22 protein-coding genes are annotated in these 22,169 nt (G+C 66.1%); all 22 read left to right on the forward strand.

Features of this window, described 5'->3' with window-relative positions; translation table 11 throughout:
* The first annotated feature begins 473 nt into the window (after positions 1-473).
* Positions 474-1,691 (forward strand): PAS domain-containing sensor histidine kinase, encoded by a 1,218-nt coding sequence (locus WCE05_RS17565; RefSeq protein WP_368816234.1) that lies wholly within the window; start codon positions 474-476, stop codon positions 1,689-1,691.
* Complete coding sequence (locus tag WCE05_RS17570) at positions 1,691-3,064, forward strand: sigma-54 dependent transcriptional regulator (RefSeq protein ID WP_253081039.1); 1,374 nt, start codon at positions 1,691-1,693, stop codon at positions 3,062-3,064. The genes WCE05_RS17565 and WCE05_RS17570 overlap by 1 nt, the downstream gene beginning before the upstream one ends.
* Positions 3,065-3,234: 170 nt before the next feature.
* Entirely contained in the window at positions 3,235-3,567 is a 333-nt protein-coding gene (gene fliE, locus WCE05_RS17575) for a flagellar hook-basal body complex protein FliE (protein ID WP_225789306.1), read from the forward strand.
* Between the two features lie 14 nt (positions 3,568-3,581).
* Positions 3,582-5,360: a flagellar basal-body MS-ring/collar protein FliF gene (gene fliF / locus WCE05_RS17580; protein WP_225789305.1), complete on the forward strand. Its 1,779-nt coding sequence runs from the start codon at positions 3,582-3,584 to the stop codon at positions 5,358-5,360.
* Positions 5,353-6,372 carry a flagellar motor switch protein FliG gene (gene fliG / locus WCE05_RS17585; protein WP_225789304.1) on the forward strand — a complete coding sequence of 340 codons (1,020 nt, stop codon included), beginning with the start codon at positions 5,353-5,355 and terminating at the stop codon, positions 6,370-6,372. The genes fliF and fliG overlap by 8 nt, the downstream gene beginning before the upstream one ends.
* Before the next feature lie 107 nt (positions 6,373-6,479).
* Complete coding sequence (fliH, locus tag WCE05_RS17590) at positions 6,480-7,247, forward strand: flagellar assembly protein FliH (protein ID WP_225789303.1); 768 nt, start codon at positions 6,480-6,482, stop codon at positions 7,245-7,247.
* Positions 7,237-8,595: a flagellar protein export ATPase FliI gene (gene fliI / locus WCE05_RS17595; RefSeq protein WP_225789302.1), complete on the forward strand. Its 1,359-nt coding sequence runs from the start codon at positions 7,237-7,239 to the stop codon at positions 8,593-8,595. The genes fliH and fliI overlap by 11 nt, the downstream gene beginning before the upstream one ends.
* 6 nt (positions 8,596-8,601) lie before the next feature.
* Positions 8,602-9,054 carry a flagellar export protein FliJ gene (gene fliJ / locus WCE05_RS17600; protein WP_368816235.1) on the forward strand — a complete coding sequence of 151 codons (453 nt, stop codon included), beginning with the start codon at positions 8,602-8,604 and terminating at the stop codon, positions 9,052-9,054.
* Positions 9,055-9,226: 172 nt separating this feature from the next.
* Positions 9,227-9,532, forward strand: coding sequence for an STAS domain-containing protein (locus WCE05_RS17605; protein WP_225789300.1), 306 nt, complete (start codon positions 9,227-9,229; stop codon positions 9,530-9,532).
* 8 nt (positions 9,533-9,540) lie between these two features.
* Positions 9,541-11,232 carry a fused response regulator/phosphatase gene (locus WCE05_RS17610; protein WP_225789299.1) on the forward strand — a complete coding sequence of 564 codons (1,692 nt, stop codon included), beginning with the start codon at positions 9,541-9,543 and terminating at the stop codon, positions 11,230-11,232.
* A 70-nt stretch (positions 11,233-11,302) separates the two neighbouring features.
* Positions 11,303-11,641 (forward strand): Hpt domain-containing protein, encoded by a 339-nt coding sequence (locus tag WCE05_RS17615; protein WP_253104454.1) that lies wholly within the window; start codon positions 11,303-11,305, stop codon positions 11,639-11,641.
* A gap of 71 nt (positions 11,642-11,712) precedes the next feature.
* Positions 11,713-12,966, forward strand: a complete 1,254-nt coding sequence (locus tag WCE05_RS17620) for a flagellar hook-length control protein FliK (protein ID WP_225789297.1) — start codon at positions 11,713-11,715, stop codon at positions 12,964-12,966.
* Positions 12,967-13,096: 130 nt separating this feature from the next.
* Positions 13,097-13,594, forward strand: a complete 498-nt coding sequence (gene fliL / locus WCE05_RS17625; protein ID WP_225789296.1) for a flagellar basal body-associated protein FliL — start codon at positions 13,097-13,099, stop codon at positions 13,592-13,594.
* A gap of 9 nt (positions 13,595-13,603) precedes the next feature.
* On the forward strand, positions 13,604-14,572 hold the full coding sequence (gene fliM, locus WCE05_RS17630; RefSeq protein WP_225789295.1) for a flagellar motor switch protein FliM: 969 nt from the start codon (positions 13,604-13,606) through the stop codon (positions 14,570-14,572).
* A 46-nt stretch (positions 14,573-14,618) separates the two neighbouring features.
* A complete protein-coding gene (gene fliN / locus WCE05_RS17635) occupies positions 14,619-15,089 on the forward strand; it encodes a flagellar motor switch protein FliN (protein WP_225789294.1) in 471 nt (156 codons plus the stop codon).
* Positions 15,090-15,536 (forward strand): flagellar biosynthetic protein FliO, encoded by a 447-nt coding sequence (fliO, locus tag WCE05_RS17640; RefSeq protein ID WP_225789293.1) that lies wholly within the window; start codon positions 15,090-15,092, stop codon positions 15,534-15,536.
* Positions 15,536-16,303 carry a flagellar type III secretion system pore protein FliP gene (gene fliP / locus WCE05_RS17645; RefSeq protein ID WP_225789292.1) on the forward strand — a complete coding sequence of 256 codons (768 nt, stop codon included), beginning with the start codon at positions 15,536-15,538 and terminating at the stop codon, positions 16,301-16,303. The genes fliO and fliP overlap by 1 nt, the downstream gene beginning before the upstream one ends.
* Positions 16,304-16,324: 21 nt before the next feature.
* Positions 16,325-16,594 carry a flagellar biosynthesis protein FliQ gene (fliQ, locus tag WCE05_RS17650; protein WP_368816236.1) on the forward strand — a complete coding sequence of 90 codons (270 nt, stop codon included), beginning with the start codon at positions 16,325-16,327 and terminating at the stop codon, positions 16,592-16,594.
* A 7-nt stretch (positions 16,595-16,601) separates the two neighbouring features.
* Positions 16,602-17,378, forward strand: coding sequence for a flagellar biosynthetic protein FliR (fliR, locus tag WCE05_RS17655; RefSeq protein WP_225789290.1), 777 nt, complete (start codon positions 16,602-16,604; stop codon positions 17,376-17,378).
* Positions 17,379-17,380: 2 nt separating this feature from the next.
* On the forward strand, positions 17,381-18,523 hold the full coding sequence (gene flhB, locus WCE05_RS17660) for a flagellar biosynthesis protein FlhB (protein ID WP_225789289.1): 1,143 nt from the start codon (positions 17,381-17,383) through the stop codon (positions 18,521-18,523).
* 178 nt (positions 18,524-18,701) lie between these two features.
* Positions 18,702-20,831, forward strand: coding sequence for a flagellar biosynthesis protein FlhA (gene flhA, locus WCE05_RS17665; protein ID WP_225789288.1), 2,130 nt, complete (start codon positions 18,702-18,704; stop codon positions 20,829-20,831).
* Between the two features lie 11 nt (positions 20,832-20,842).
* Entirely contained in the window at positions 20,843-22,153 is a 1,311-nt protein-coding gene (gene flhF / locus WCE05_RS17670) for a flagellar biosynthesis protein FlhF (protein WP_225789287.1), read from the forward strand.
* Positions 22,154-22,169: the final 16 nt, after the last annotated feature.

Genomic DNA, 22,169 nt, shown 5'->3' on the forward strand with positions numbered 1-22,169 from the left:
GGGGGGGGTCCCCGGGGGGGCGCGGTTGGGGGGGTTTGGTGGCGGCGGGGGTTTTTGGCGGCCCGGTCGGGGTCCCAGCGGCGCCACACATCCCTAACTCCGTCTGGTTAGTGGGCGCCGGCGGTCACGGGACAGGTCCATGCCTACTTTTGCCCGCGAGCAAAAGTAGGTCGCCGTAAAGGCGAAAAGCGCCAGTGGCATCGCCGCCGCGAATGGATATTCACACCATCCCAATAATGTAGTGCCAGGGATTGCACAGCTCTGCCAGTGGAATGAGGTGGCCTATTCGCGGACAAGCCCGCTCAGGGTTCGGTGTTGCCCCGAGGCCGTCAGAGGCGTAATTGGTAAAGCAGCCCACACATCCATGCTCCTCCGTCAGCCGAAAGTTCCCCCGCTCCCCCACCCGGCACGGCTATTGCTACACCGCTGGCACCATACCGGTTTTATGACGGTCAGCCACGCGAGAAAGCACGATGCCCCAGGCCGCCCACATTTCCCGAATCCCCGATCCGCAGGGCCGAACCCTGGTCGAGCAGGAAAGCCGACAGGGCCTCGAGCAGGCGTTCGCCCTGTTCAACCAGGTGTCCAGCCAGCTCAACGCGTCCTACAGCATGCTCGAGGCGCGGGTCAGCGAGCTCAAGGGCGAGCTGGCGGTGGTCAGCGCCCAGCGCATGGCCGAGCTGGGCGAGAAGGAACGCCTGGCCAACCGCCTGCAGAACCTGCTGGACCTGCTTCCAGGCGGCGTGACCGTGATCGATGGCCAAGGCTATGTGCGCGAAGCCAACCCCGCCGCGTGCGAGCTGCTTGGCGAACCCTTGGTCGGCGAACTGTGGCGCCAGGTGATCGCCCGCAGCTTCGCCCCGCGCAAGGACGATGGCCACGAAGTGTCCCTGCGCGACGGCCGACGCCTGTCCATCGCCACGCGCTCGCTGGACGCCGAGCCCGGGCAACTGGTGCTGCTCAACGACCTGACCGAAACCCGCCGCCTGCAAGACCAGCTGGCGCGCCACGAGCGCCTGTCGTCCCTGGGGCGCATGGTCGCCTCCCTGGCCCACCAGATCCGTACCCCCTTGTCGGCGGCCATGCTCTACGCCAGCCACCTGGCCGATAGCGAAAACGACCTGCCGAAGGAAACCCGCCAACGGTTCGCCGGCAACCTCAAGGAGCGCCTGCACGAGCTGGAGCACCAGGTCCGCGACATGCTGGTGTTCGCCCGTGGCGAGCTGCCGCTGGGCGACCGGGTGAGCCCGAAGGCATTGTTCCAGGCCCTGCAGCAAGCGGCCCAGGCCCATGTCCAGGGGCATGCGGTGCGTTGGCAGTGCGACAGTCACCTGGGCGAGTTGCTGTGCAACCGCGACACCCTGGTGGGTGCCTTGCTCAACCTGATCGAGAATGCCCTGCAGGCCAGCCAGGGGGCGGCGCGGCTCAAGGTGCACCTGTACCGCCGGGAGCAGTCGCTGCACCTGTGCGTCAGCGATGCCGGCTGCGGCATCGACGCCGAATTGCTGGCGCGCCTGGGCGAGCCGTTCCTGACCACCAAGGCCACCGGCACCGGCCTGGGGCTGGCGGTAGTCAAGGCTGTGGTGCGCGCGCACCAGGGCAGTCTGCAGGTGCGCTCGAAGGTGGGTCGTGGCACCTGCGTGCGGGTGGAGCTGCCGTTGATCGGCGCTGATCGGGCGGGGGGCGTGTGATGGCCATCAAGGTGTTGCTGGTCGAAGACGATCGCGTCCTGCGTCAGGCCCTGGCCGATACCCTGGAGATCGGTGGTTTCTCCTACCACGCCGTGGGCAGCGCCGAGGCGGCGCTCGAAGCGGTGGCTGGCGAGTCCTTCAGCCTGGTGGTCAGCGATGTGAACATGCCGGGGATGGACGGCCACCAGTTGCTGGCCCAATTGCGCCGCCATCACCCGCAGTTGCCGGTGCTGCTGATGACCGCCCATGCGGCGGTGGAACGTGCCGTGGAGGCCATGCGCCAGGGCGCCGTCGATTATTTGGTCAAGCCGTTCGAGCCCAAGGCCCTGCTCAGCCTGGTGGAGCGGCATGCCGCTGGGCGCATGGGCGGTGCCGACGAGGAGGGGCCGGTGGCTTGCGAGCCGGCCAGCCGGCAATTGCTCGAGCTGGCGGCGCGGGTGGCACGCAGCGACTCGACCGTGCTCATCTCCGGTGAGTCTGGCACCGGCAAGGAAGTTCTGGCACGCTACATCCACCAGCAGTCGCCACGGGCAGCGCAGCCTTTCGTGGCGATCAACTGCGCGGCGATCCCCGACAACATGCTCGAAGCCACGCTGTTCGGCCACGAGAAGGGCGCCTTCACTGGCGCCATCGCCGCCCAGGAAGGCAAGTTCGAGCAGGCCGACGGTGGCACCCTGCTGCTCGACGAGATCTCCGAGATGCCCCTTGGCCTGCAGGCCAAGCTCCTGCGCGTGCTGCAGGAACGGGAAGTGGAGCGGGTCGGCGGGCGCAAGCCGATCGCCCTGGACATCCGCGTGCTGGCCACTACCAACCGCGACCTGGCGGGCGAAGTGGCGGCCGGGCGTTTCCGCGAAGACCTGTACTATCGCCTGTCGGTCTTCCCCCTGGCCTGGCGCCCGCTGCGCGAACGCAGCGCCGATATCCTGCCGCTGGCCGAGCGCCTGCTGGCGCGCCATGTGGCGAAGATGAAGCACGCGCCAGTGCGCCTGTCTGCCGACGCCCGCGCATGCCTGGTAAGCCATGCCTGGCCGGGCAACGTGCGCGAGCTCGACAACGCCCTGCAACGGGCGCTGATCCTGCAGCAGGGCGGGGTGATCGAAGCGGCGGATTTCTGTCTGGGCGGTGCCGTTGCCTTGTCGGCCCCCGCGCCAATGGCCGTCACGCCACAGGCGGTCGAGGCGCAGCAAGTCGGCGCCCTGGGCGACGACATGCGCCGCCACGAATTCCAGATGATCATCGACACCCTGCGCGCCGAGCGCGGCCGCCGCAAGGAAGCCGCCGAACGCCTGGGCATCAGCCCGCGCACCCTGCGCTACAAGCTGGCCCAGATGCGCGATGCCGGCCTGGACGTCGAAGCCAGCCTGTTCGGCTGAAGCGACAACGAGCTATCAGCTACAAGCAACAGCAGTCCGGCGCACGCCCGCTCTTGCTTGCCGCTTGAAGCTCGCCGCTCGAATCCAGCCCAGGCTGGCACTCTTGTTGCTTTACCCAGGCATTCGCCGCATGAGCGTCAAAAAAATGCGGCCGCCGGAGAGAGAAGTTCATGAACCAAGGTGTTGAATTCAATCGTCTGATGTTGGACATGCGCGCCATGCAGGCCGATGCCATGTCCCTGCCCAAGGCCTCTGCCGCCCCCGAGCTGGCGCCAGGGCAGAGCAGCTTCGCCGACATGCTCGGCCAGGCCATCAACAAGGTGCATGACACCCAGCAGGCCTCCAACCAACTGGCCAACGCCTTCGAGATCGGCAAGAGCGGTGTCGACCTGACCGACGTGATGATCGCTTCGCAGAAGGCTTCCGTGTCGTTCCAGGCCCTGACCCAGGTGCGCAACAAGCTGGTCCAGGCGTACCAGGACATCATGCAGATGCCGGTTTGAGGACAGAGTGAGCCATGGCCGAAGCAGTCGTCGATAACGCCCCCGCCAAGAGCGGCCCGCCAGCGGCCAAGCCGCCGCTGTTCGGCATGGCGTTCCTGGAAAACATCTCGCAGATGCCCATGCTGCGGCAGGTCGGCCTGTTGGTCGGCCTGGCGGCGAGCGTGGCGATCGGCTTCGCCGTGGTGCTCTGGTCGCAGCAGCCGGACTACCGGCCGCTGTACGGCAGCCTCGCGGGCATGGACACCAAGCAGGTCATGGAGACCTTGTCGGCCGCTGACATCGGCTACCGCGTCGAACCCAACTCCGGCGCGCTGCTGGTCAAGGCCGACGATCTTTCCCGTGCGCGCCTGAAACTGGCCGCCGCCGGCGTGGCGCCGAGCGATGGCAATGTCGGTTTCGAGATCCTCGACAAGGACCAGGGCTTGGGCACCAGCCAGTTCATGGAAGCCACCCGCTATCGTCGTGGTCTGGAGGGTGAACTGGCCCGCACCGTCGCCAGCCTGAACAACGTCAAGGCCGCACGTGTGCACCTGGCGATCCCCAAGAGCTCGGTATTCGTGCGTGACGAGCGCAAGCCCAGCGCGTCGGTGCTGGTGGAGCTGTATCCCGGCCGCGCCCTGGAAGCCGGCCAGGTGATGGCGATCGTCAACCTGGTGGCCACCAGCGTGCCCGAGCTGGACAAGTCCCAGGTCACCGTGGTCGACCAGAAAGGCAACCTGCTCTCCGACCAATTGCAAGACACCGCCCTGACCATGGCCGGCAAGCAGTTCGACTACAGCCGCCGCATGGAAGGCATGCTCACCCAGCGCGTGCACAACATCCTCGAGCCGGTGCTGGGCAATGACCGCTACAAGGCCGAGGTGTCCGCCGACATCGATTTCAGCGCAGTGGAGTCCACCTCCGAGCAGTTCAACCCCGACCAGCCGGCCCTGCGCAGCGAGCAGTCGGTCAATGAGCAGCGCGCCAGCAGCCAGCCGCCGCAAGGCGTGCCAGGCGCCCTGAGCAACCAGCCGCCGGCCGGCGCCGCCGCGCCGGAAAATGCTACCGCTGCCGCGCCGGCAGCCGGTGCCGTGCAGCCTGGCCAGCCGCTGGTGGACGCCAACGGCCAGCAGATCATGGACCCGGCCACCGGCCAGCCGATGCTCGCGCCGTATCCGGCCGATAAGCGCCTGCAGACCACTCGCAACTTCGAGCTGGACCGCTCCATCAGCCACACCCGCCAGCAGCAGGGGCGCCTGACCCGCCTGTCGGTGGCGGTGGTGGTGGACGACCAGGTCAAGCTCGACGCCGCCACCGGCGAGGCCGTCCGCGCGCCCTGGGGCGCCGAGGACCTGGCACGCTTCACCCGCCTGGTGCAGGATGCGGTGGGCTTCGACGCCAGCCGTGGCGACAGCGTGACCGTGATCAACGTGCCGTTCGCCGCCGACCGGGGCGAGGTGCTGGCCGACATTCCGTTCTACTCGCAGCCGTGGTTCTGGGACATCGTCAAGCAGGTGCTCGGCGTGCTGTTCATCCTGGTGCTGGTGTTCGGCGTGCTGCGGCCGGTGCTCAACAACATCACCGGCGGTGGCAAGCAGGCCGCTGCCGACAGCGACATGGAACTGGGCGGGATGATGGGTCTGGATGGCGAGCTGGCCAACGACCGCGTCACCCTGGGTGGCCCGACAAGCATCCTGTTGCCGAGCCCGAACGAGGGCTACGAGGCGCAGCTGAACGCAATCAAGGGCCTGGTGGCCGAGGATCCGGGCCGCGTGGCCCAGGTCGTGAAAGAGTGGATCAACGCCGATGAGTGACAACCGAGCCGTTACCGCCAAGCTGAGCCGTGTCGACAAGGCGGCGATCCTGCTGCTCTCCCTGGGCGAGACCGATGCCGCCCAGGTGTTGCGGCACATGGGCCCCAAGGAAGTGCAGCGGGTCGGCGTGGCCATGGCGCAGATGGGCAACGTCCACCGCGAGCAGGTCGAGCAGGTGATGAGCGAGTTCGTCGAGATCGTCGGCGACCAGACCAGCCTGGGCGTGGGCTCCGACGGCTACATCCGCAAGATGCTCAACCAGGCCCTCGGCGAGGACAAGGCCAACGGCCTGATCGACCGCATCCTGCTCGGTGGCAACACCAGCGGCCTGGACAGCCTCAAGTGGATGGAGCCACGCGCCGTGGCCGATGTGATCCGCTACGAGCACCCGCAGATTCAGGCCATCGTGGTCGCCTACCTCGATCCGGACCAGGCCGGCGAGGTGCTGAGCAACTTCGACCACAAGGTGCGCCTGGACATCATCCTGCGCGTGTCGTCGCTCAATACCGTGCAGCCTGCGGCGCTCAAGGAGCTGAACCAGATCCTCGAGAAGCAGTTCTCCGGCAACTCCAATGCCGCGCGCACCACCCTGGGCGGTATCAAGCGTGCTGCCGACATCATGAACTTCCTCGACAGCTCGGTCGAAGGCCAACTGATGGACTCGATCCGCGAGATCGACAACGACCTGTCGGAGCAGATCGAAGACCTGATGTTCGTCTTCAACAACCTGGCCGACGTCGACGACCGCGGCATCCAGGCGCTGCTGCGCGAGGTGTCCTCGGACGTGCTGGTGGTGTCGCTCAAGGGCGCCGACGAAAAAGTCAAGGACAAGATCTTCAAGAACATGTCCAAGCGTGCCTCGGAGCTGCTGCGCGACGACCTGGAGGCCAAGGGCCCGGTGCGGGTCAGCGACGTGGAAGCGGCGCAGAAGGAAATCCTCACCATCGCCCGGCGCATGGCCGAGGCCGGCGAGATCGTGCTCGGCGGCAAGGGTGCCGAGGAGATGATCTAAGCCAAGCGGCGCGCTTCAAGCGGCAAGAAAAAGCAGATCGCATGCTGCCGCTCTTGCTTGCAGCTTGACGCGCGCCGCTAAAACCGATTCCACCAGCAGGCATTTGCATGTCCACCAAAGAACATCCCAGCGACCTGATCCGCGCTCGTGACCTCGAAGGCGTCGATGTCTGGCCGCTGCCCAGCTTCGATCCGGAGCCGGAGCCCGAACCTGAGCCGGAACCTGTGCCTGAGGTCGTCGAGGACGAAGTCGAGGAGGTGCCGCTGGACGAGGTCCAGCCGCTGACCCTCGAGGAGCTCGAGGCCATCCGCCAGGAGGCCTATAACGAAGGCTTCGCCACCGGTGAGCGCGAAGGTTTCCACAGCACCCAGTTGAAGGTGCGCCAGGAGGCCGAGGTCGCCCTGGCGGCCAAGCTGGACAGCCTGGAGCGGTTGATGGGCCACCTGCTTGAGCCCATCGCCGAACAGGACACGCAGATCGAGAAGTCCCTGGTGCACCTGGTCGCCCACGTGACCCGGCAGGTGATCGGCCGCGAGCTGCGCAGCGACTCCAGCCAGATCACCCACGTGCTGCGCGAGGCGCTCAAGCTGCTGCCGATGGGCGCCGACAATATCCGTATCCACCTCAATCCCCAGGACTTCGAGCTGGCCAAGGCCCTGCGCGAACGCCACGAGGAACGCTGGAAGCTGCTCGAAGACGAATCGCTGCTGCCGGGGGGCTGCCGTATCGAGACCGCCCACAGCCGCATCGACGCGACCATGGAAACGCGAATCGAGAAGGCCGTGGCGCAACTGTTCGACCAGCTCCACGACCAGGCCCTGCACCCGGCTGCGCCGGACCTGTCGATCGAACTGGATAATCCCGATGCGCCTTGACCGCACCAGCTTCGGCAAGCGCCTGGGCAGCTATGCCGGGGCGGTGAAGTTGCCTGCGCAACCGCTGGTCGAGGGCCGCCTGCTGCGCATGGTCGGCCTGACCCTGGAAGCCGAGGGGCTACGGGCGGCGGTGGGCAGCCGCTGCCTGGTGATCAACGACGATAGCTACCACCCGGTGCAGGTGGAGGCTGAGGTGATGGGCTTTTCCGGTAGCAAGGTGTTCCTCATGCCGGTCGGCAGCATCGCCGGCATCGCCCCGGGCGCGCGGGTGGTACCGCTGGACGACAGCGGCCGCCTGCCCATGGGCATGAGCATGCTTGGCCGGGTGCTCGACGGTGCCGGCCGTGCGCTGGACGGCAAGGGCGGGATGAAGGCCGAGGACTGGGTGCCGATGGACGGGCCGGTCATCAACCCGCTCAACCGCGACCCCATCAGCCAGCCGCTCGACGTGGGCATCCGCAGCATCAATGGGTTGCTCACCGTCGGCCGGGGCCAGCGCCTGGGCCTGTTCGCCGGTACCGGCGTGGGCAAGTCGGTGCTGCTGGGCATGATGACCCGCTTCACCGAGGCCGAGATCATCGTGGTCGGGCTGATCGGCGAACGGGGCCGGGAGGTCAAGGAGTTCATCGAGCACATCCTCGGCGAGGAGGGGCTAAAGCGCTCGGTGGTGGTGGCCTCGCCAGCCGACGACGCGCCGCTGATGCGCTTGCGCGCGGCCATGTATTGCACGCGCATCGCCGAGTACTTCCGCGACAAGGGCAAGAACGTCTTGTTGCTGATGGACTCGCTGACCCGTTTCGCCCAGGCCCAGCGCGAGATCGCCCTGGCCATCGGCGAACCGCCGGCGACCCGGGGCTATCCGCCTTCGGTCTTCGCCAAGCTGCCCAAGCTGGTGGAGCGGGCGGGCAATGGCGAGCCGGGAGGCGGTTCGATCACGGCGTTCTATACCGTGCTCTCGGAAGGCGACGACCAGCAGGACCCGATCGCCGACTCGGCGCGGGGCGTGCTGGATGGCCACTTCGTGCTGTCCCGGCGCCTGGCCGAGGAAGGGCACTATCCGGCCATCGATATCGAGGCTTCGATCAGCCGGGTCATGCCCCAGGTGGTCGATGCCGATCACCTGCGCCAGGCGCAGAAGTTCAAGCAGCTGTGGTCGCGCCTGTCGCAGAGCCGCGACCTGATCAGCGTCGGCGCCTACGTGGCTGGCGGCGATCCAGAGACGGACCAGGCCATCGCCTTGCAGTCCAAGCTGGTGGGCTTCTTGCGCCAGGGGCTGGACGAGAATGTCGGCATGGCCCAGAGCCGCGAACAGCTGGGCGGTATCTTCGCCGCGCCGGCGGGCGGTTGATAGCCCATGGCCTTGCCCAGCAGAGCGGCACGCCTGGCGCCGGTGGTGGAAATGGCCGAGGAGGCCGAGCGCAAGGCTGCCCAGCGCCTGGGGCATTTCCAGCAGCAGGTGGTGCAGGCCCAGGCCAAGCTGGCCGAGCTTGAGCGTTTTCGCGAGGACTACCAGCAGCAATGGATCAACCGTGGCGGGCAGGGGGTCAACGGCAGCTGGCTGGTCAACTACCAGCGCTTCCTGGGGCAACTGGAGGCGGCCATGACCCAGCAGCGGCAGAGCCTGACCTGGCACCAGAACAACCTCAACGGTGCCCGCGACACCTGGCAGCAGGCCTATGCCCGGGTCGAAGGCCTGCGCAAGCTGGTGCAGCGCTATAGGGACGAGGCCCGGCGTGCCGAGGACAAGCGCGAGCAGAAGCTGCTCGACGAGCTGTCCCAGCGCCTGCCGCGCCAGAGGCATCTGTAGCCGTGAGCATCTGGGGCCGCTTCGCGCCCCATCGCCGGCAAGCCCCTGAGACCTCTCTGAAACCCGCCCGGCAACGAACCTCACGAACGGTCCTGCCCCTGCCTTGCGACCCCGCTCCATGCCTGCTAAACCTTCAAAAGTCGTATTCGCCATCATCGAAGGAATCGCTGGCATGGCTGTCGAATCCGATTTCTCCCAGGACGATAAAAAGCTGACGATCAAGGTCAAGGGCCGCTTCGATTTCGGCAGGCACCAGGAATTTCGCAATGCCTACGAAAGGCAACCGGTACGGCCCAACTCGGTCGTGGTCGACCTCAAGGACGCCACCTACCTGGACAGCTCGGCGCTGGGCATGTTGCTGCTGCTGCGCGACCACGAAGGCGGTGATGACTCCTGCATCAGCGTGATCAACACCAGCCCCGACGTGCGCAAGATCCTGGCCATTTCCAATTTCGAAAAGCTGTTCGACATCAGTTGAGTATCGACATGCCGGCCGAACGGGCGCTGAGCGTGCTGGTTGCCGAGGACGGGGCGGCAGACCGCATGCTGCTCGCGCAGATCGTCCGGCGCCAGGGCCATGAGGTGTTCACCGCGGAAAACGGCGAGCAGGCCGTGGCGCTGTTCGCCGAGCGGCGCCCGCAACTGGTGCTGCTCGACGCGCTGATGCCGGTGATGGACGGCTTCGAGGCTGCGCGGCAGATCAAGGCGCTGGCCGGCGAAGCGCTGGTGCCGATCATCTTCCTTACGTCGCTGAACGAAGAACAGGCTCTGGTGCGCTGCCTGGAGGCTGGCGGCGACGATTTCATGGCCAAGCCCTACAGTGCGGTGATCCTCGGCGCCAAGATCCGTGCCATGGACCGCTTGCGCCGGCTGCAGGCCACGGTGCTGGAGCAACGGGACCAGATCGCCCGCCACCATCACCACCTGCTCAACGAGCAGCGCGTGGCCAAGGCCGTGTTCGACAAGGTGGCCCATTCCGGCTGCCTGCAGGCGCCGAACATCCGCTACCTGCAATCGCCCTACGCCCTGTTCAACGGCGACCTGCTGCTGGCGGCCTACACCCCTTGTGGCGACATGCACGTGCTGCTCGGCGATTTCACCGGCCATGGCCTGCCTGCCGCGGTCGGGGCCATGCCCCTGGCCGAGGTGTTCCATGGCATGACAGCCAAAGGCTATGGCCTGGGCGAGATGCTGCGGGAGATGAACGCCCGGCTCAAGCGCACGCTGCCGGTGGACATGTTCTGCTGCGCGCTGTTGCTCGAACTGAGTTTCCAGCGCGGCACGGTGCAGGTGTGGAACGGCGGCATGCCTGACGGCTACCGCTTGTCCGCGGCTGGCGAGGTGCTTTCGACGCTGGTTTCCCGCCATCTGCCGCTGGGGATCCTGGCCCCCGAGCGCTTCGACGACAGTACCGAAGTGCTGCCGCTGGCGGTGGGCGAACGCTTGTTCCTGTTGTCCGACGGTGTCGTCGATACCGCTGACGCGCAGGAGCGGCTGTTCGGCGTGCAGCGCCTGCGCCAGGTGCTGGCCGACAACCGGGATCCGGCCCGGCTGTTCGACGAGGTGATGCTGGCCCTGGAGCGGTTCGGCGGGCGCCCCCGGGACGATATCAGCCTGTGCGATATCCGCATGAGCGAGCCAGTACCGCCGACCCCGCTGGCCGTGGCCCCTGGCGGTGGTGGGCACTCCGGCCCGCTGGCGTGGTCGATGCGCTTCGAATTGCGTGCCGACAGCTTGAAACGGTTCAACCCGGTGCCCTACCTTGTGCAACTGCTGCAGGAAGTCCAGGGGTTGCGATCGCATGGTGGGGCGCTGCACAGCGTGCTCAGCGAACTGTACGCCAATGCCTTGGAGCACGGGGTGCTGGGCCTGGACTCGCGGCTCAAGTGCGACGCCCAGGGTTTTGCCGATTACTATCGCGAGCGCGACCGGCGCCTGGCGCAACTGGCCGAGGGGTTCGTGCAGATCGTCATGAAGGTGGAACCACAGCCCTGTGGCGGGCGTCTGACGATCGAGGTCGGCGACAGTGGTGCCGGCTTCGACGTGGCGCGGGAACTGGCGCGCTCGATGACGGCGCACAGGCTCAGCGGCCGCGGCCTGAACATGGTCCGGCGCCTTAGCCAGGGGGCCGAGTGGCTCGACGGTGGCCGTTGCGCACGGGTGATGTTTTTCTGGTGAATGGGTGGCGAACTGCCACGCAGGCTGGGGCATAATCAAGCTTGATCAAGGAGTGAACAAGTACGTGGACATGCATATCGATCACAAGGTGCTCACCGACCTGCAGGAGGTCATGGAAGACGGCTACCTGCAATTGCTGGAAACCTTCCTCGAGGATTCCGAGCGGCGCCTGAGCCAGTTGCACGAAGCCAGGAACGCCGATGAGCTGGGCCTTGCCGCGCACAGCTTCAAGGGCAGCAGCAGCAACATGGGCGCCGTTGGCCTGGCCGAACTGTGCCGCCAGCTCGAGGAGCGGGCGCGGCAGCGGCCGCTGTATGGCATCGAGGACCTGGTCAACCGCATCGACCAGGAATATCAGGAGGTCCAGCGCTTCTACCGCGACGAGCGAGAACGGATTTCCGCCAGCTGAGGGAAACCTGGCGCGAGTCTTGCCTGTCTTTGCCCGGACGATTTCACGATTTCCGGCGCGGAGACCTTTCAATGCCTGTCGCACCCAATCCTTTGTTGCAAGCCAGTGTCATGGACAAGCCGTCGCGCTCGGCTGCCAGCGTGGTGGACAAGCCGCAGCAGGGCGCGGGCGGGCAGGGCACTGGCTTCGACCAGGTCATGGCCCGCCAGGGGCGTGACGACAAGCCCGTCCAGGCCAAGCCGAAGGACAGGCCCGAGGCGGCGTCGGGCGGCAAGCAGGATGATGGCAAGGGGGCAGCCGTTGCCAAAGGCGGCAAGAACTTGCCGGCCACCGACCAGGCTGGCGAAACCGCTGAAGCCGATGGCCCGGGCTCGCTCGATGCTCGCCTGGTGGCGGGCCAGGTCACCGATGCGCAACCCGGCGCGCAGCTGATTCAGGCCCAGGCCGAGGCCGTGGCGCCTGCCCTGCAGGCGGCCCAGCCAGCAGACGCATCGACGGCTACCGAGCAGGCGTCCGAAGATTTCGACCCGCAGGCTGACCCCTTGGCCGACCTGCCAGCCCTGCGCCTGGCCCTGGAGCAGAATGCCCAGGCCAAGGGCACCACCTGCGCCCATGCCAGCCGGGCTGACGAGCGCCAGGCCCAGGCCGACGATGGCCGGGGAGCCGTCAATACCTTGGCGAACCTGGTCGATGAAGCTGGAGAGTCGGAGCCGGGCGGCAAGGCATTCGACAACCTGCTCGACGATGGCCTCAAGGACCTCAAGAGCGCCAGCAGCGACACCCGCGTCGACGATTTCGCCAACCGCCTGGCCAGCCTGACCCAGGCCGCCACGCCGAAGACCACCAACGCCATGCCGGCCAACCCCCTGCACCAGCCGCTGCCGATGAACCAGAACGCCTGGGCCGAGGGGTTGGTCAACCGGGTCATGTACCTGTCCAGCCAGAACCTCAAGTCGGCCGACATCCAGCTCGAGCCCGCCGAACTCGGGCGCCTCGATATCCGCGTCAACGTGGCGACGGACCAGACCACCCAGGTGACCTTCATCAGCGGTCATGCCGGCGTGCGCGATGCCCTCGACAGCCAGGTGCACCGCCTGCGCGAGCTGTTCGCCCAGCAGGGCCTGGCCCAGCCTGACGTCAACGTCGCCGACCAGTCCCGTGGCCAGCAGCAACAGCAGGGGCAGCAGGAGAGCTCGAGCCTGTCCGGCGTCGCCGCGCGCCGGGCCGCCGAGGCCGGTGGGGAGGCCGACGAGCTGGCCGATGCCACGCGGCCGGTGGAGCGGCAGGTGGTCGTCGGTGACAGTGCGGTCGATTACTACGCTTGAATCGATTGCGGCGATCCGTCTGCGGGGCAAGCTCCCGGTTGGTCGACACCCCCTGCGATAAATCTGGCATAACACTTGCTCAAGCCACGTCATTCTCCTGTGAAACCCCAATGGACGACGGATTATTGGCATGGCCAAGAGCGAAGCAGTCAAAGACCCCGCCACCAAAGGCAAACTCAAACTGATCCTGCTGCTGGTGCTGGCCCTGTTGCTGGCGGTCGGCCTGTCGGTGGGTGCCACCTGGTTCGTCATGCACAAAAGCGAGTCGGCACCCGCCGCCGACCCGGCCCAGACCAATGCCAAGCCAGCGGCGATCTACGAGCCCCTGGCCCCCGCCTTCGTGGTCAACTTCAACCAGAACGGCCGGCAGCGCTACATGCAGGTGAGCATCACCCTGCAAGGGCGCAACCAGGCCGATCTGGACGCGCTCAAGGTGCACATGCCGGTCATCCGCAACAACCTGGTCATGATGTTCTCAGGCCAGGGCTTCGACACCCTGGCCAGCAGCGCGGTGGGGCAGGAGATGCTGCGCCAGAAGGCCACCGCGGTGGTCCAGGAAGTGGCGCAGAAGGAAGTCGGCAGGCCGGTCGTCGACCAGCTGCTGTTCACCAATTTCGTATTGCAGTAGGAGCCCGAAATGGCCGTGCAGGACCTGCTGTCCCAAGATGAGATCGATGCCCTGTTGCACGGGGTCGACGATGGGCTGGTACAGACCGAAAGCGTTGTCGAGCCCGGCAGCGTCAAGAGCTACGACCTGACCAGCCAGGATCGGATCGTGCGCGGTCGCATGCCGACCCTGGAGATGATCAACGAGCGCTTCGCCCGCTACACCCGCATCAGCATGTTCAACCTGTTGCGCCGCTCCGCCGACGTGGCGGTCGGGGGCGTGCAGGTGATGAAGTTCGGCGAGTACGTGCACTCGTTGTACGTGCCCACCAGCCTGAACCTGGTCAAGATCAAGCCGTTGCGCGGTACCTCGTTGTTCATCCTCGACGCCAAGCTGGTGTTCAAGCTGGTGGACAACTTCTTCGGCGGCGATGGCCGCCACGCCAAGATCGAGGGTCGCGAATTCACCCCCACCGAGCTGCGCGTGGTGCGCATGGTGCTGGACCAGGCCTTCGTCGACCTCAAGGAAGCCTGGCAGGCGATCATGCCGGTCAACTTCGAGTACATCAATTCCGAGGTCAACCCGGCCATGGCTAACATCGTCGGGCCGAGCGAGGCGGTGGTGGTGTCGACCTTCCACATCGAACTCGACGGTGGTGGTGGCGATCTGCACGTGACCATGCCGTACTCGATGATCGAGCCGGTGCGGGAAATGCTCGACGCCGGTTTCCAGTCCGACCTGGACGACCAGGACGAGCGCTGGGTCAAGGCCCTGCGCGAGGACGTGCTGGATGTCAGCGTGCCGCTCTCGGCCACCGTGGCCCGTCGCCAACTGAAGCTGCGCGACATCCTGCACATGCAGCCGGGCGACGTGATCCCGGTGGAGCTGCCCGAGCACCTGGTGCTGCGCGCCAATGGCGTACCGTCGTTCAAGGCGCGGCTGGGCTCGCACAAGGGCACCCTGTCGCTGCAGATCATCGACCCGATCGAACGCCGCTGACGGCGTGCCGGTCGCAATCCCGAATCGAATGCCAGTCGAGGACACTATGGCTAACGAAAACGAAATCACCTCCCCGGAGGATCAGGCCCTGGCCGACGAGTGGGCCGCAGCCCTGCAAGAAACCGGCGATGCCGGCCAGGCCGATATCGACGCGCTGCTGGCCGCCGATGCTGGCAAGCCGTCCGCCGGCACCGGCCGCCTGCCGATGGAAGAGTTCCCTAGCTCGCCCAAGCCGAACGAAAACGTCAGCCTCGAAGGCCCGAACCTGGACGTGATCCTGGACATCCCGGTGAACATCTCCATGGAAGTGGGCAGCACCGAGATCAGCATCCGCAACCTGCTGCAGCTCAACCAGGGCTCGGTGATCGAGCTCGACCGCCTGGCCGGCGAGCCACTGGACGTACTGGTCAACGGCACCCTGATCGCCCATGGCGAGGTGGTGGTGGTCAACGAGAAGTTCGGCATCCGCCTGACTGACGTGATCAGCCCCAGCGAACGCATCAAGAAGCTGCGCTGAGTGAAAGGCCGGATTCGGGCCGCGATGGCCCTTGGCGCGCTGTTGGCCAGCGAGGCGGTGATCGCCGCCGCCCAGCCGGTAGCGCCGGCGCCTGCCACCCCGGGCAGCCTGGGCGGGCAACTGGCGCAGATGGTCCTGGGCCTGCTGCTGGTGGTCGGCCTGATCTTCTTCCTGGCCTGGCTGCTGCGCCGCTTGCAGGGCGCCGCGCCGCGTGGCGCGCAAGTGATCGAGATCGTCGGCAGCCGGGCCATCGGCCCGCGCGACAGGTTGTTGCTGGTGCAGGTGGGCAAGGAGCAGATCCTCATCGGCCATACCCCTGGCAGCATCGAGGCGTTGCACGTGCTGGCCGAGCCCGTGGAGGTGCCGGCTGGCGCCCGCCCGGCCACGCCGGAATTCGCCCAGCGGCTGTTGGAGCTGATGGGCAAGGATCAGAAGGACAAGAAGTGATGAGTGGCGCCCTGCGCACCCTGTTGAGCACCTTGCTGCCAATCGCGCTGCTACTGGCCGCGCCGTCGGTCCTGGCCGCCGACCCGTTGTCGGTGCCGGCCATCACCCTGTCCAGCGGTCCGGACGGGCAGCAGGAATACTCGGTCAGCCTGCAGATCCTGCTGATCATGACGGCGCTGAGCTTCATCCCGGCGTTCGTCATCCTGATGACCAGCTTCACCCGCATCATCATTGTCTTCTCCATCCTGCGCCAGGCCCTGGGCCTGCAGCAGACGCCGTCGAACCAGGTGCTCACCGGCATGGCGCTGTTCCTGACCCTGTTCATCATGGCGCCGGTGTTCGACCGGGTGAACCAGGATGCCATCCAGCCCTACCTGAACGAGCAACTGACCGCCCAGCAGGCCATCGACAAGGCCCAGGGGCCGTTGAAAGACTTCATGCTGGCGCAGACCCGGCAGAACGACCTGGACCTGTTCGTGCGCCTGTCCAAGCGCACCGACATCGCCAGCGCCGAGCAGACGCCGCTGACCATCCTGGTCCCGGCCTTCGTCACCTCGGAGCTCAAGACCGCGTTCCAGATCGGCTTCATGATCTTCATCCCGTTCCTGATCATCGACATGGTGGTCGCCAGCGTGCTGATGGCCATGGGCATGATGATGCTGTCGCCGCTGATCATCTCGCTGCCGTTCAAGATCATGCTGTTCGTCCTGGTCGATGGCTGGGCGCTGATCATGGGTACCCTGGCCGGCAGTTTCGGTGGCGTCTGACGCCATCAAGGAGAGCCTTGCATGACACCTGAAGTCGCCGTAGACCTGTTCCGCGATGCCTTGTGGCTGACCACCCTGATGGTCGCAATCCTGGTGGTGCCGAGCCTGCTGGTGGGGCTGGTGGTGGCCATGTTCCAGGCCGCCACGCAGATCAACGAACAGACCCTGAGCTTCCTGCCGCGCCTGCTGGTGATGCTGGTGACCCTGATCCTCGCCGGGCCCTGGCTGGTGCAGAAGTTCATGGAGTATTTCATCGGCCTGTACACCAGCATTCCCCAGTTGATCGGTTGAAACGGCCATGCTGGAGCTGACCGACACGCAGATCGGCACCTGGGTCGCCACCTTCATCCTGCCGCTGTTCAGGGTGACCGCGCTGCTGATGACCATGCCGATCTTCGGTACGCGCATGCTGCCGGCGCGCATCCGGCTGTACGCCGCCCTGGCCATCACCGTGGTGATCGTGCCGGGCCTGCCACCGTTGCCTGAGATCGACCCGTTGAGCCTGCGCGGGGTGCTGCTGTGCGGTGAGCAGATCATCGTCGGCGTGCTGTTCGGCCTGTCGTTGCAGATGCTGTTCCAGGCCTTCGTGGTGGCTGGGCAGATCATCGCCGTGCAGATGGGCATGGCCTTCGCCTCCATGGTCGACCCGGCCAACGGCGTCAACGTGGCGGTGGTCAGCCAGTTCATGACCATGCTGGTGAGCATCCTGTTCCTGGTGATGAACGGCCACCTGGTGGTGTTCGAGGTGCTGACCGAAAGTTTCACCACCTTGCCGGTGGGCAACGCCCTGGTGGTCGGCCACTTCTGGGAAATGGCCGGGCGCCTGAGCTGGGTGCTCGGCGCCGGGCTGCTGTTGATCCTGCCAGCGATCGCCGCATTGCTGGTGGTCAACATCGCCTTCGGCGTGATGACCCGTGCCGCGCCGCAGCTGAATATCTTCTCCATCGGCTTCCCGCTGACCCTGGTGCTGGGCATGGGCATCTTCTGGGTCGGGCTGGCCGACATCCTTTCCCACTACCAGGCATTGGCCAGCGAAGCGCTGCAATGGCTGCGTGAACTGGCACGGGCGCGCTGAGCATGGCAGAGAGCGAAAGCGGTCAGGACAAGACAGAAGAGCCCACCGACAAGCGCAAGCGCGACGCGCGCGAGAAAGGCGAGATCGCCCGCTCCAAGGAGCTCAACACGGTGGCGGTGACCCTGGCCGGCGCTGGCGGCCTGCTGGCGTTCGGTGGCTACCTGGGCGAGACCCTGATGGAGTTGATGCGCCTGAACTTCAACCTGCCGCGTGAGGTGCTGGTGGACGAGCGGGCCATGGGCGCCTTTTTGCTCGCCTCGGGCAAGATGGCGTTGTGGGCGGTGCAGCCGGTGCTGATCCTGCTGTTCGTGATCGCCTTCATCGCCCCCATCGCCCTGGGCGGCTTCCTGTTCTCCGGAAGCCTGCTGCAACCGAAGTTCAGCCGCATGAACCCATTGTCGGGGATCAAGCGCATGTTCTCCTTGAACGCCTTGACCGAGCTGCTCAAGGCCATCGCCAAGTTCTTCGTGATCCTCGTGGTGGCGCTGGTGGTGCTGGCCAACGACCGCCAGGCGCTGCTGGCGATCGCCAACGAGCCGCTGGAGCAGGCGATCATCCACAGTGTCCAGGTGGTGGGCTGGAGCGCCTTGTGGATGGCTGCGGGGCTGCTGTTGATCGCGGCGGTGGACGTGCCCTTCCAGCTCTGGCAGGCGCACAAGAAGCTGAAGATGACCAAGCAGGAGGTGCGCGACGAGTACAAGGACACCGAGGGCAAGCCGGAGGTCAAGCAGCGCATCCGCCAGTTGCAGCGCGAAGTGTCGCAGCGGCGCATGATGGCCGCGGTGCCGGAGGCCGACGTGATCATCACCAACCCGACCCATTACGCTGTGGCGCTCAAGTACGACCCCGAGAAGGGCGGTACGGCGCCGTTGCTGCTGGCCAAGGGTACTGACTTCATCGCCCTGAAGATCCGCGAGATCGGCATGGAGCACAAGGTGCAGATCCTCGAATCGCCGGCCTTGGCGCGAGCGATCTACTACTCCACGGAGCTCGAGCAGGAAATCCCGGCGGGGCTGTACCTGGCGGTGGCCCAGGTACTGGCCTACGTCTTCCAGATCCGCCAGTACCGGGCGGGCAAGGGCAAGGCGCCAGAACCGCTCAAGCCAGACTTGCCGATTCCGCCGGATTTGCGTCGGGACTCTTGAGAGCTGCAAGCTACAAGCCGCAAGAAAAAGCAGTCTGTGCGCCCCGCCTGATGCGAGTCCGTCGACGCTCAATGGGCCGCCGCGATTAGCTTGCCGCTAGAAGAGTTGGAAGGTTTCTTGCAAAGGCAGCGCGAGGCGCCCTCCAGGCGTCAAAGTTTTTGCTTGAAGAGGACTCGCGGTGGATCGCACTCAGTTAATCAACAGCGCCCGACACAACCTGGCCGGCCTCGGTCGGGGCAACCTCGGCGTGCCGCTGCTGTTGCTGGTGATGATGGCAATGATGATGTTGCCGATCCCGCCGTTCCTGCTCGATGTGTTCTTCACCTTCAACATCGCCCTGTCGATCGTGGTCCTGCTGGTCTGCGTGTATGCCTTGCGCCCGCTGGACTTCGCCGCCTTTCCCACCATCCTGCTGGTGGCCACGCTGCTGCGCCTGGCGCTGAACGTCGCCTCGACCCGTGTGGTGATGCTCCACGGCCATGAGGGGCACGAGGCCGCGGGCAAGGTGATCCAGGCCTTCGGCGAAGTGGTGATCGGCGGCAACTACGTGGTCGGCGCGGTGGTCTTCGCCATCCTCATGATCATCAACTTCGTGGTGGTGACCAAGGGGGCCGGGCGTATCTCCGAGGTGAGCGCGCGTTTCACCCTGGACGCCATGCCCGGCAAGCAGATGGCCATCGACGCCGACCTCAACGCGGGATTGATCGACCAGGCCCAGGCCAAGGCGCGCCGTGCCGAGGTGGCCCAGGAGGCCGAGTTCTACGGCTCGATGGACGGTGCCAGCAAGTTCGTGCGGGGCGATGCCATCGCCGGCCTGCTGATCCTGTTCATCAACCTGATCGGCGGCATGCTGATCGGCATGCTGCAGCACGGCATGCCGTTCGGCGAGGCGGGCAAGGTCTACGCGCTGCTGACCATCGGTGACGGATTGGTGGCGCAGTTGCCGTCGCTGCTGCTCTCCACCGCCGCGGCGATCATGGTCACCCGGGCCTCCAGCTCCGAGGACATGGGCAAGCTGATCAACCGGCAGATGTTCGATTCGCCCAAGGCCCTGGCGGTGTCCGCCGCGCTGATGATCGTCATCGGCCTGGTCCCGGGCATGCCCCACGTTGCCTTCCTCGGCCTGGGCGGGCTGGCTGCGGGCGCAGCCTACCTGGTCTGGCGCAAGCAGCAACAGGCCAAGGTCAAGGCCCAGGAAGAGGCGCAGCGCCAGCAGGATCTGCTGCCATCGCCCCAGCGTGCCCTGGAAACCAAGGAACTGGGCTGGGACGACGTGACACCGATCGACATGATCGGCCTGGAGGTCGGCTACCGCCTGATCCCGCTGGTCGACCGCAACCAGGGTGGCCAGTTGCTGGCGCGGATCAAGGGGGTGCGCAAGAAGCTGTCCCAGGACCTGGGCTTTCTCATGCCTACCGTGCACATCCGCGACAACCTCGACCTGCAGCCCAGCGCCTACCGCCTGACCCTGATGGGGGTGATCCTGGCCGAGGCGGAGATCTACCCAGACCGGGAACTGGCGATCAACCCCGGCCAGGTCTTCGGTACGCTCAACGGCATCGCCGCGCGCGACCCGGCCTTTGGCCTGGAGGCGGTGTGGATCGATGTCGGCCAGCGCGCCCAGGCCCAGTCGCTGGGCTACACCGTGGTGGACGCCAGCACCGTGGTCGCCACCCACCTCAACCAGATCCTGCAGAAGCACTGCCACGAACTGATCGGCCACGAAGAGGTCCAGCAGTTGCTGCAGGTCCTGTCCAAGGCATCGCCCAAGCTGGCCGAGGAGCTGGTGCCGGGCGTCATTTCCTTGTCGGGGTTGCTCAAGGTCTTGCAGGCCCTGCTCGCCGAGCAGGTACCGGTGCGCGATATCCGCAGCATTGCCGAGGCGATCGCCAACAATGCGGGCAAGAGTCAAGATACCGCCGCGCTGGTGGCGGCGGTGCGCGTCGGATTGTGTCGCGCTATCGTGCAAAGCATTGTCGGCACTGAGTCCGAGCTGCCTGTGATCACCCTGGAGCCCAGGTTGGAACAGATTTTGCTCAATAGTCTGCAAAGGGCCGGGCAAGGCCAGGAAGACGGTGTTCTCCTGGAGCCGAGCATGGCCGAGAAGCTGCAACGTTCGTTGATCGAGGCGGCCCAGCGCCAGGAAATGCAGGGTCATCCGGCTATCCTGCTGGTAGCGGGCCCGATCCGCGCGATGCTGTCGCGATTCGGCCGCCTGGCTGTACCGAATTTGCATGTTCTGGCGTATCAGGAAATACCTGACAACAAGCAAGTCACCATCGTTGCCACCGTGGGCCCCAATGGCTGAGGTAGTGGGTTATGCAAGTTAAGCGTTTTTTCGCCGCCGATATGCGCCAGGCCATGAAGCTGGTTCGCGATGAGCTGGGCGCCGATGCCGCCATCATCGGCAACCGGCGCATCGCCGGCGGTGTCGAGTTGACGGCCGCGCTGGACTACAAGCTGTCCGCCCTGGCCCCACGTGTGCCCAATGCCGAGCTCGAGGACGAACTGCGCAAGACCCAGTCGCGCATCGCCACCGCCCAGGCCGAGCTGGGCAGCCGCAACGACACCGACGAAGGCAACCGCCAATTGTTCGCCGGCCTGCCGCTGACCGCCTCGGAGCCGTTGGTCGAGCCCCATGTCGACCTGCCGCCGCCTGCCGCCGCGCAGGCTCCGGCTGCCGTCGACCCGCGTCTGTTCGATGCCATGCGCTCGGAGCTGTCGGGGCTGCGCGAGCTGCTCGAAGTGCAGCTCGGCTCCCTGGCCTGGAGCCAGTTGCAGGGCAGCAAGCCGCAGCAGGCCAACCTCTGGCGCCGCCTGCAGCGCATCGGCCTGTCCGGCCCGATCGCCCGCGAACTGCTCGACCTGACCGCCGAGATCGGCGAACCACGGCATGCCTGGCGCATGGTCCTGGCGCACCTGGCGCGGATGATCGAGGTTCCAGAGGTGGAGCCGATCGAGGAGGGCGGGGTGATCGCCATGGTCGGCCCGGCCGGCATGGGCAAGACCACCACCCTGGCCAAGCTGGCGGCGCGCTACGTGCTCAAGTACGGCGCGCATAACCTGGCGCTGGTGAGCATGGACAGCTTCCGTATCGGTGCCCAGGAGCAGCTCAAGACACTGGGGCGCATCCTCAACGTACCGGTGACCTACGTCGATCCGGGCCAGTCCTTGGCCCAGGCGCTGGAGCCGTTGCTGCGCAAGCGCGTGGTGCTGATCGATACCGCTGGCCTGCAAGCCAGCGACCCGGCCCTGCGCATGCAACTGGAAACCCTTGCCGGGCGCGGCATTGCCGCCAAGAATTACCTGGTGCTGGCAACCACCAGCCAGAAGCAGGTGCTGACCGCCGCCTACCACAGCTACAAGCGCTGTGGCCTGGCCGGATGTATCCTGACCAAGCTCGATGAAACGGCCAGCCTCGGTGAAGTGCTGAGCCTGGCCATCAGTCATGAATTGCCGGTGGCCTATCTTACCGATGGGCCGCGCATTCCCGACGACCTGCACCTGCCGCGCAAGCACCAGTTGGTCAGCCGCGCAGTCAGTGTGCAAATGCAGGACGAGCCCAGCGAAGAGGCGATGGCCGACATGTTCGCTGATCTCTATCACAACCCTGGCAAGCGCGCGGGTTGATGAATGTGCAGCGCAA

The organism is Pseudomonas sp. I2 (genome assembly GCF_040984075.1).
Classification (GTDB): Bacteria; Pseudomonadota; Gammaproteobacteria; order Pseudomonadales; family Pseudomonadaceae; genus Aquipseudomonas; species Aquipseudomonas guariconensis_B.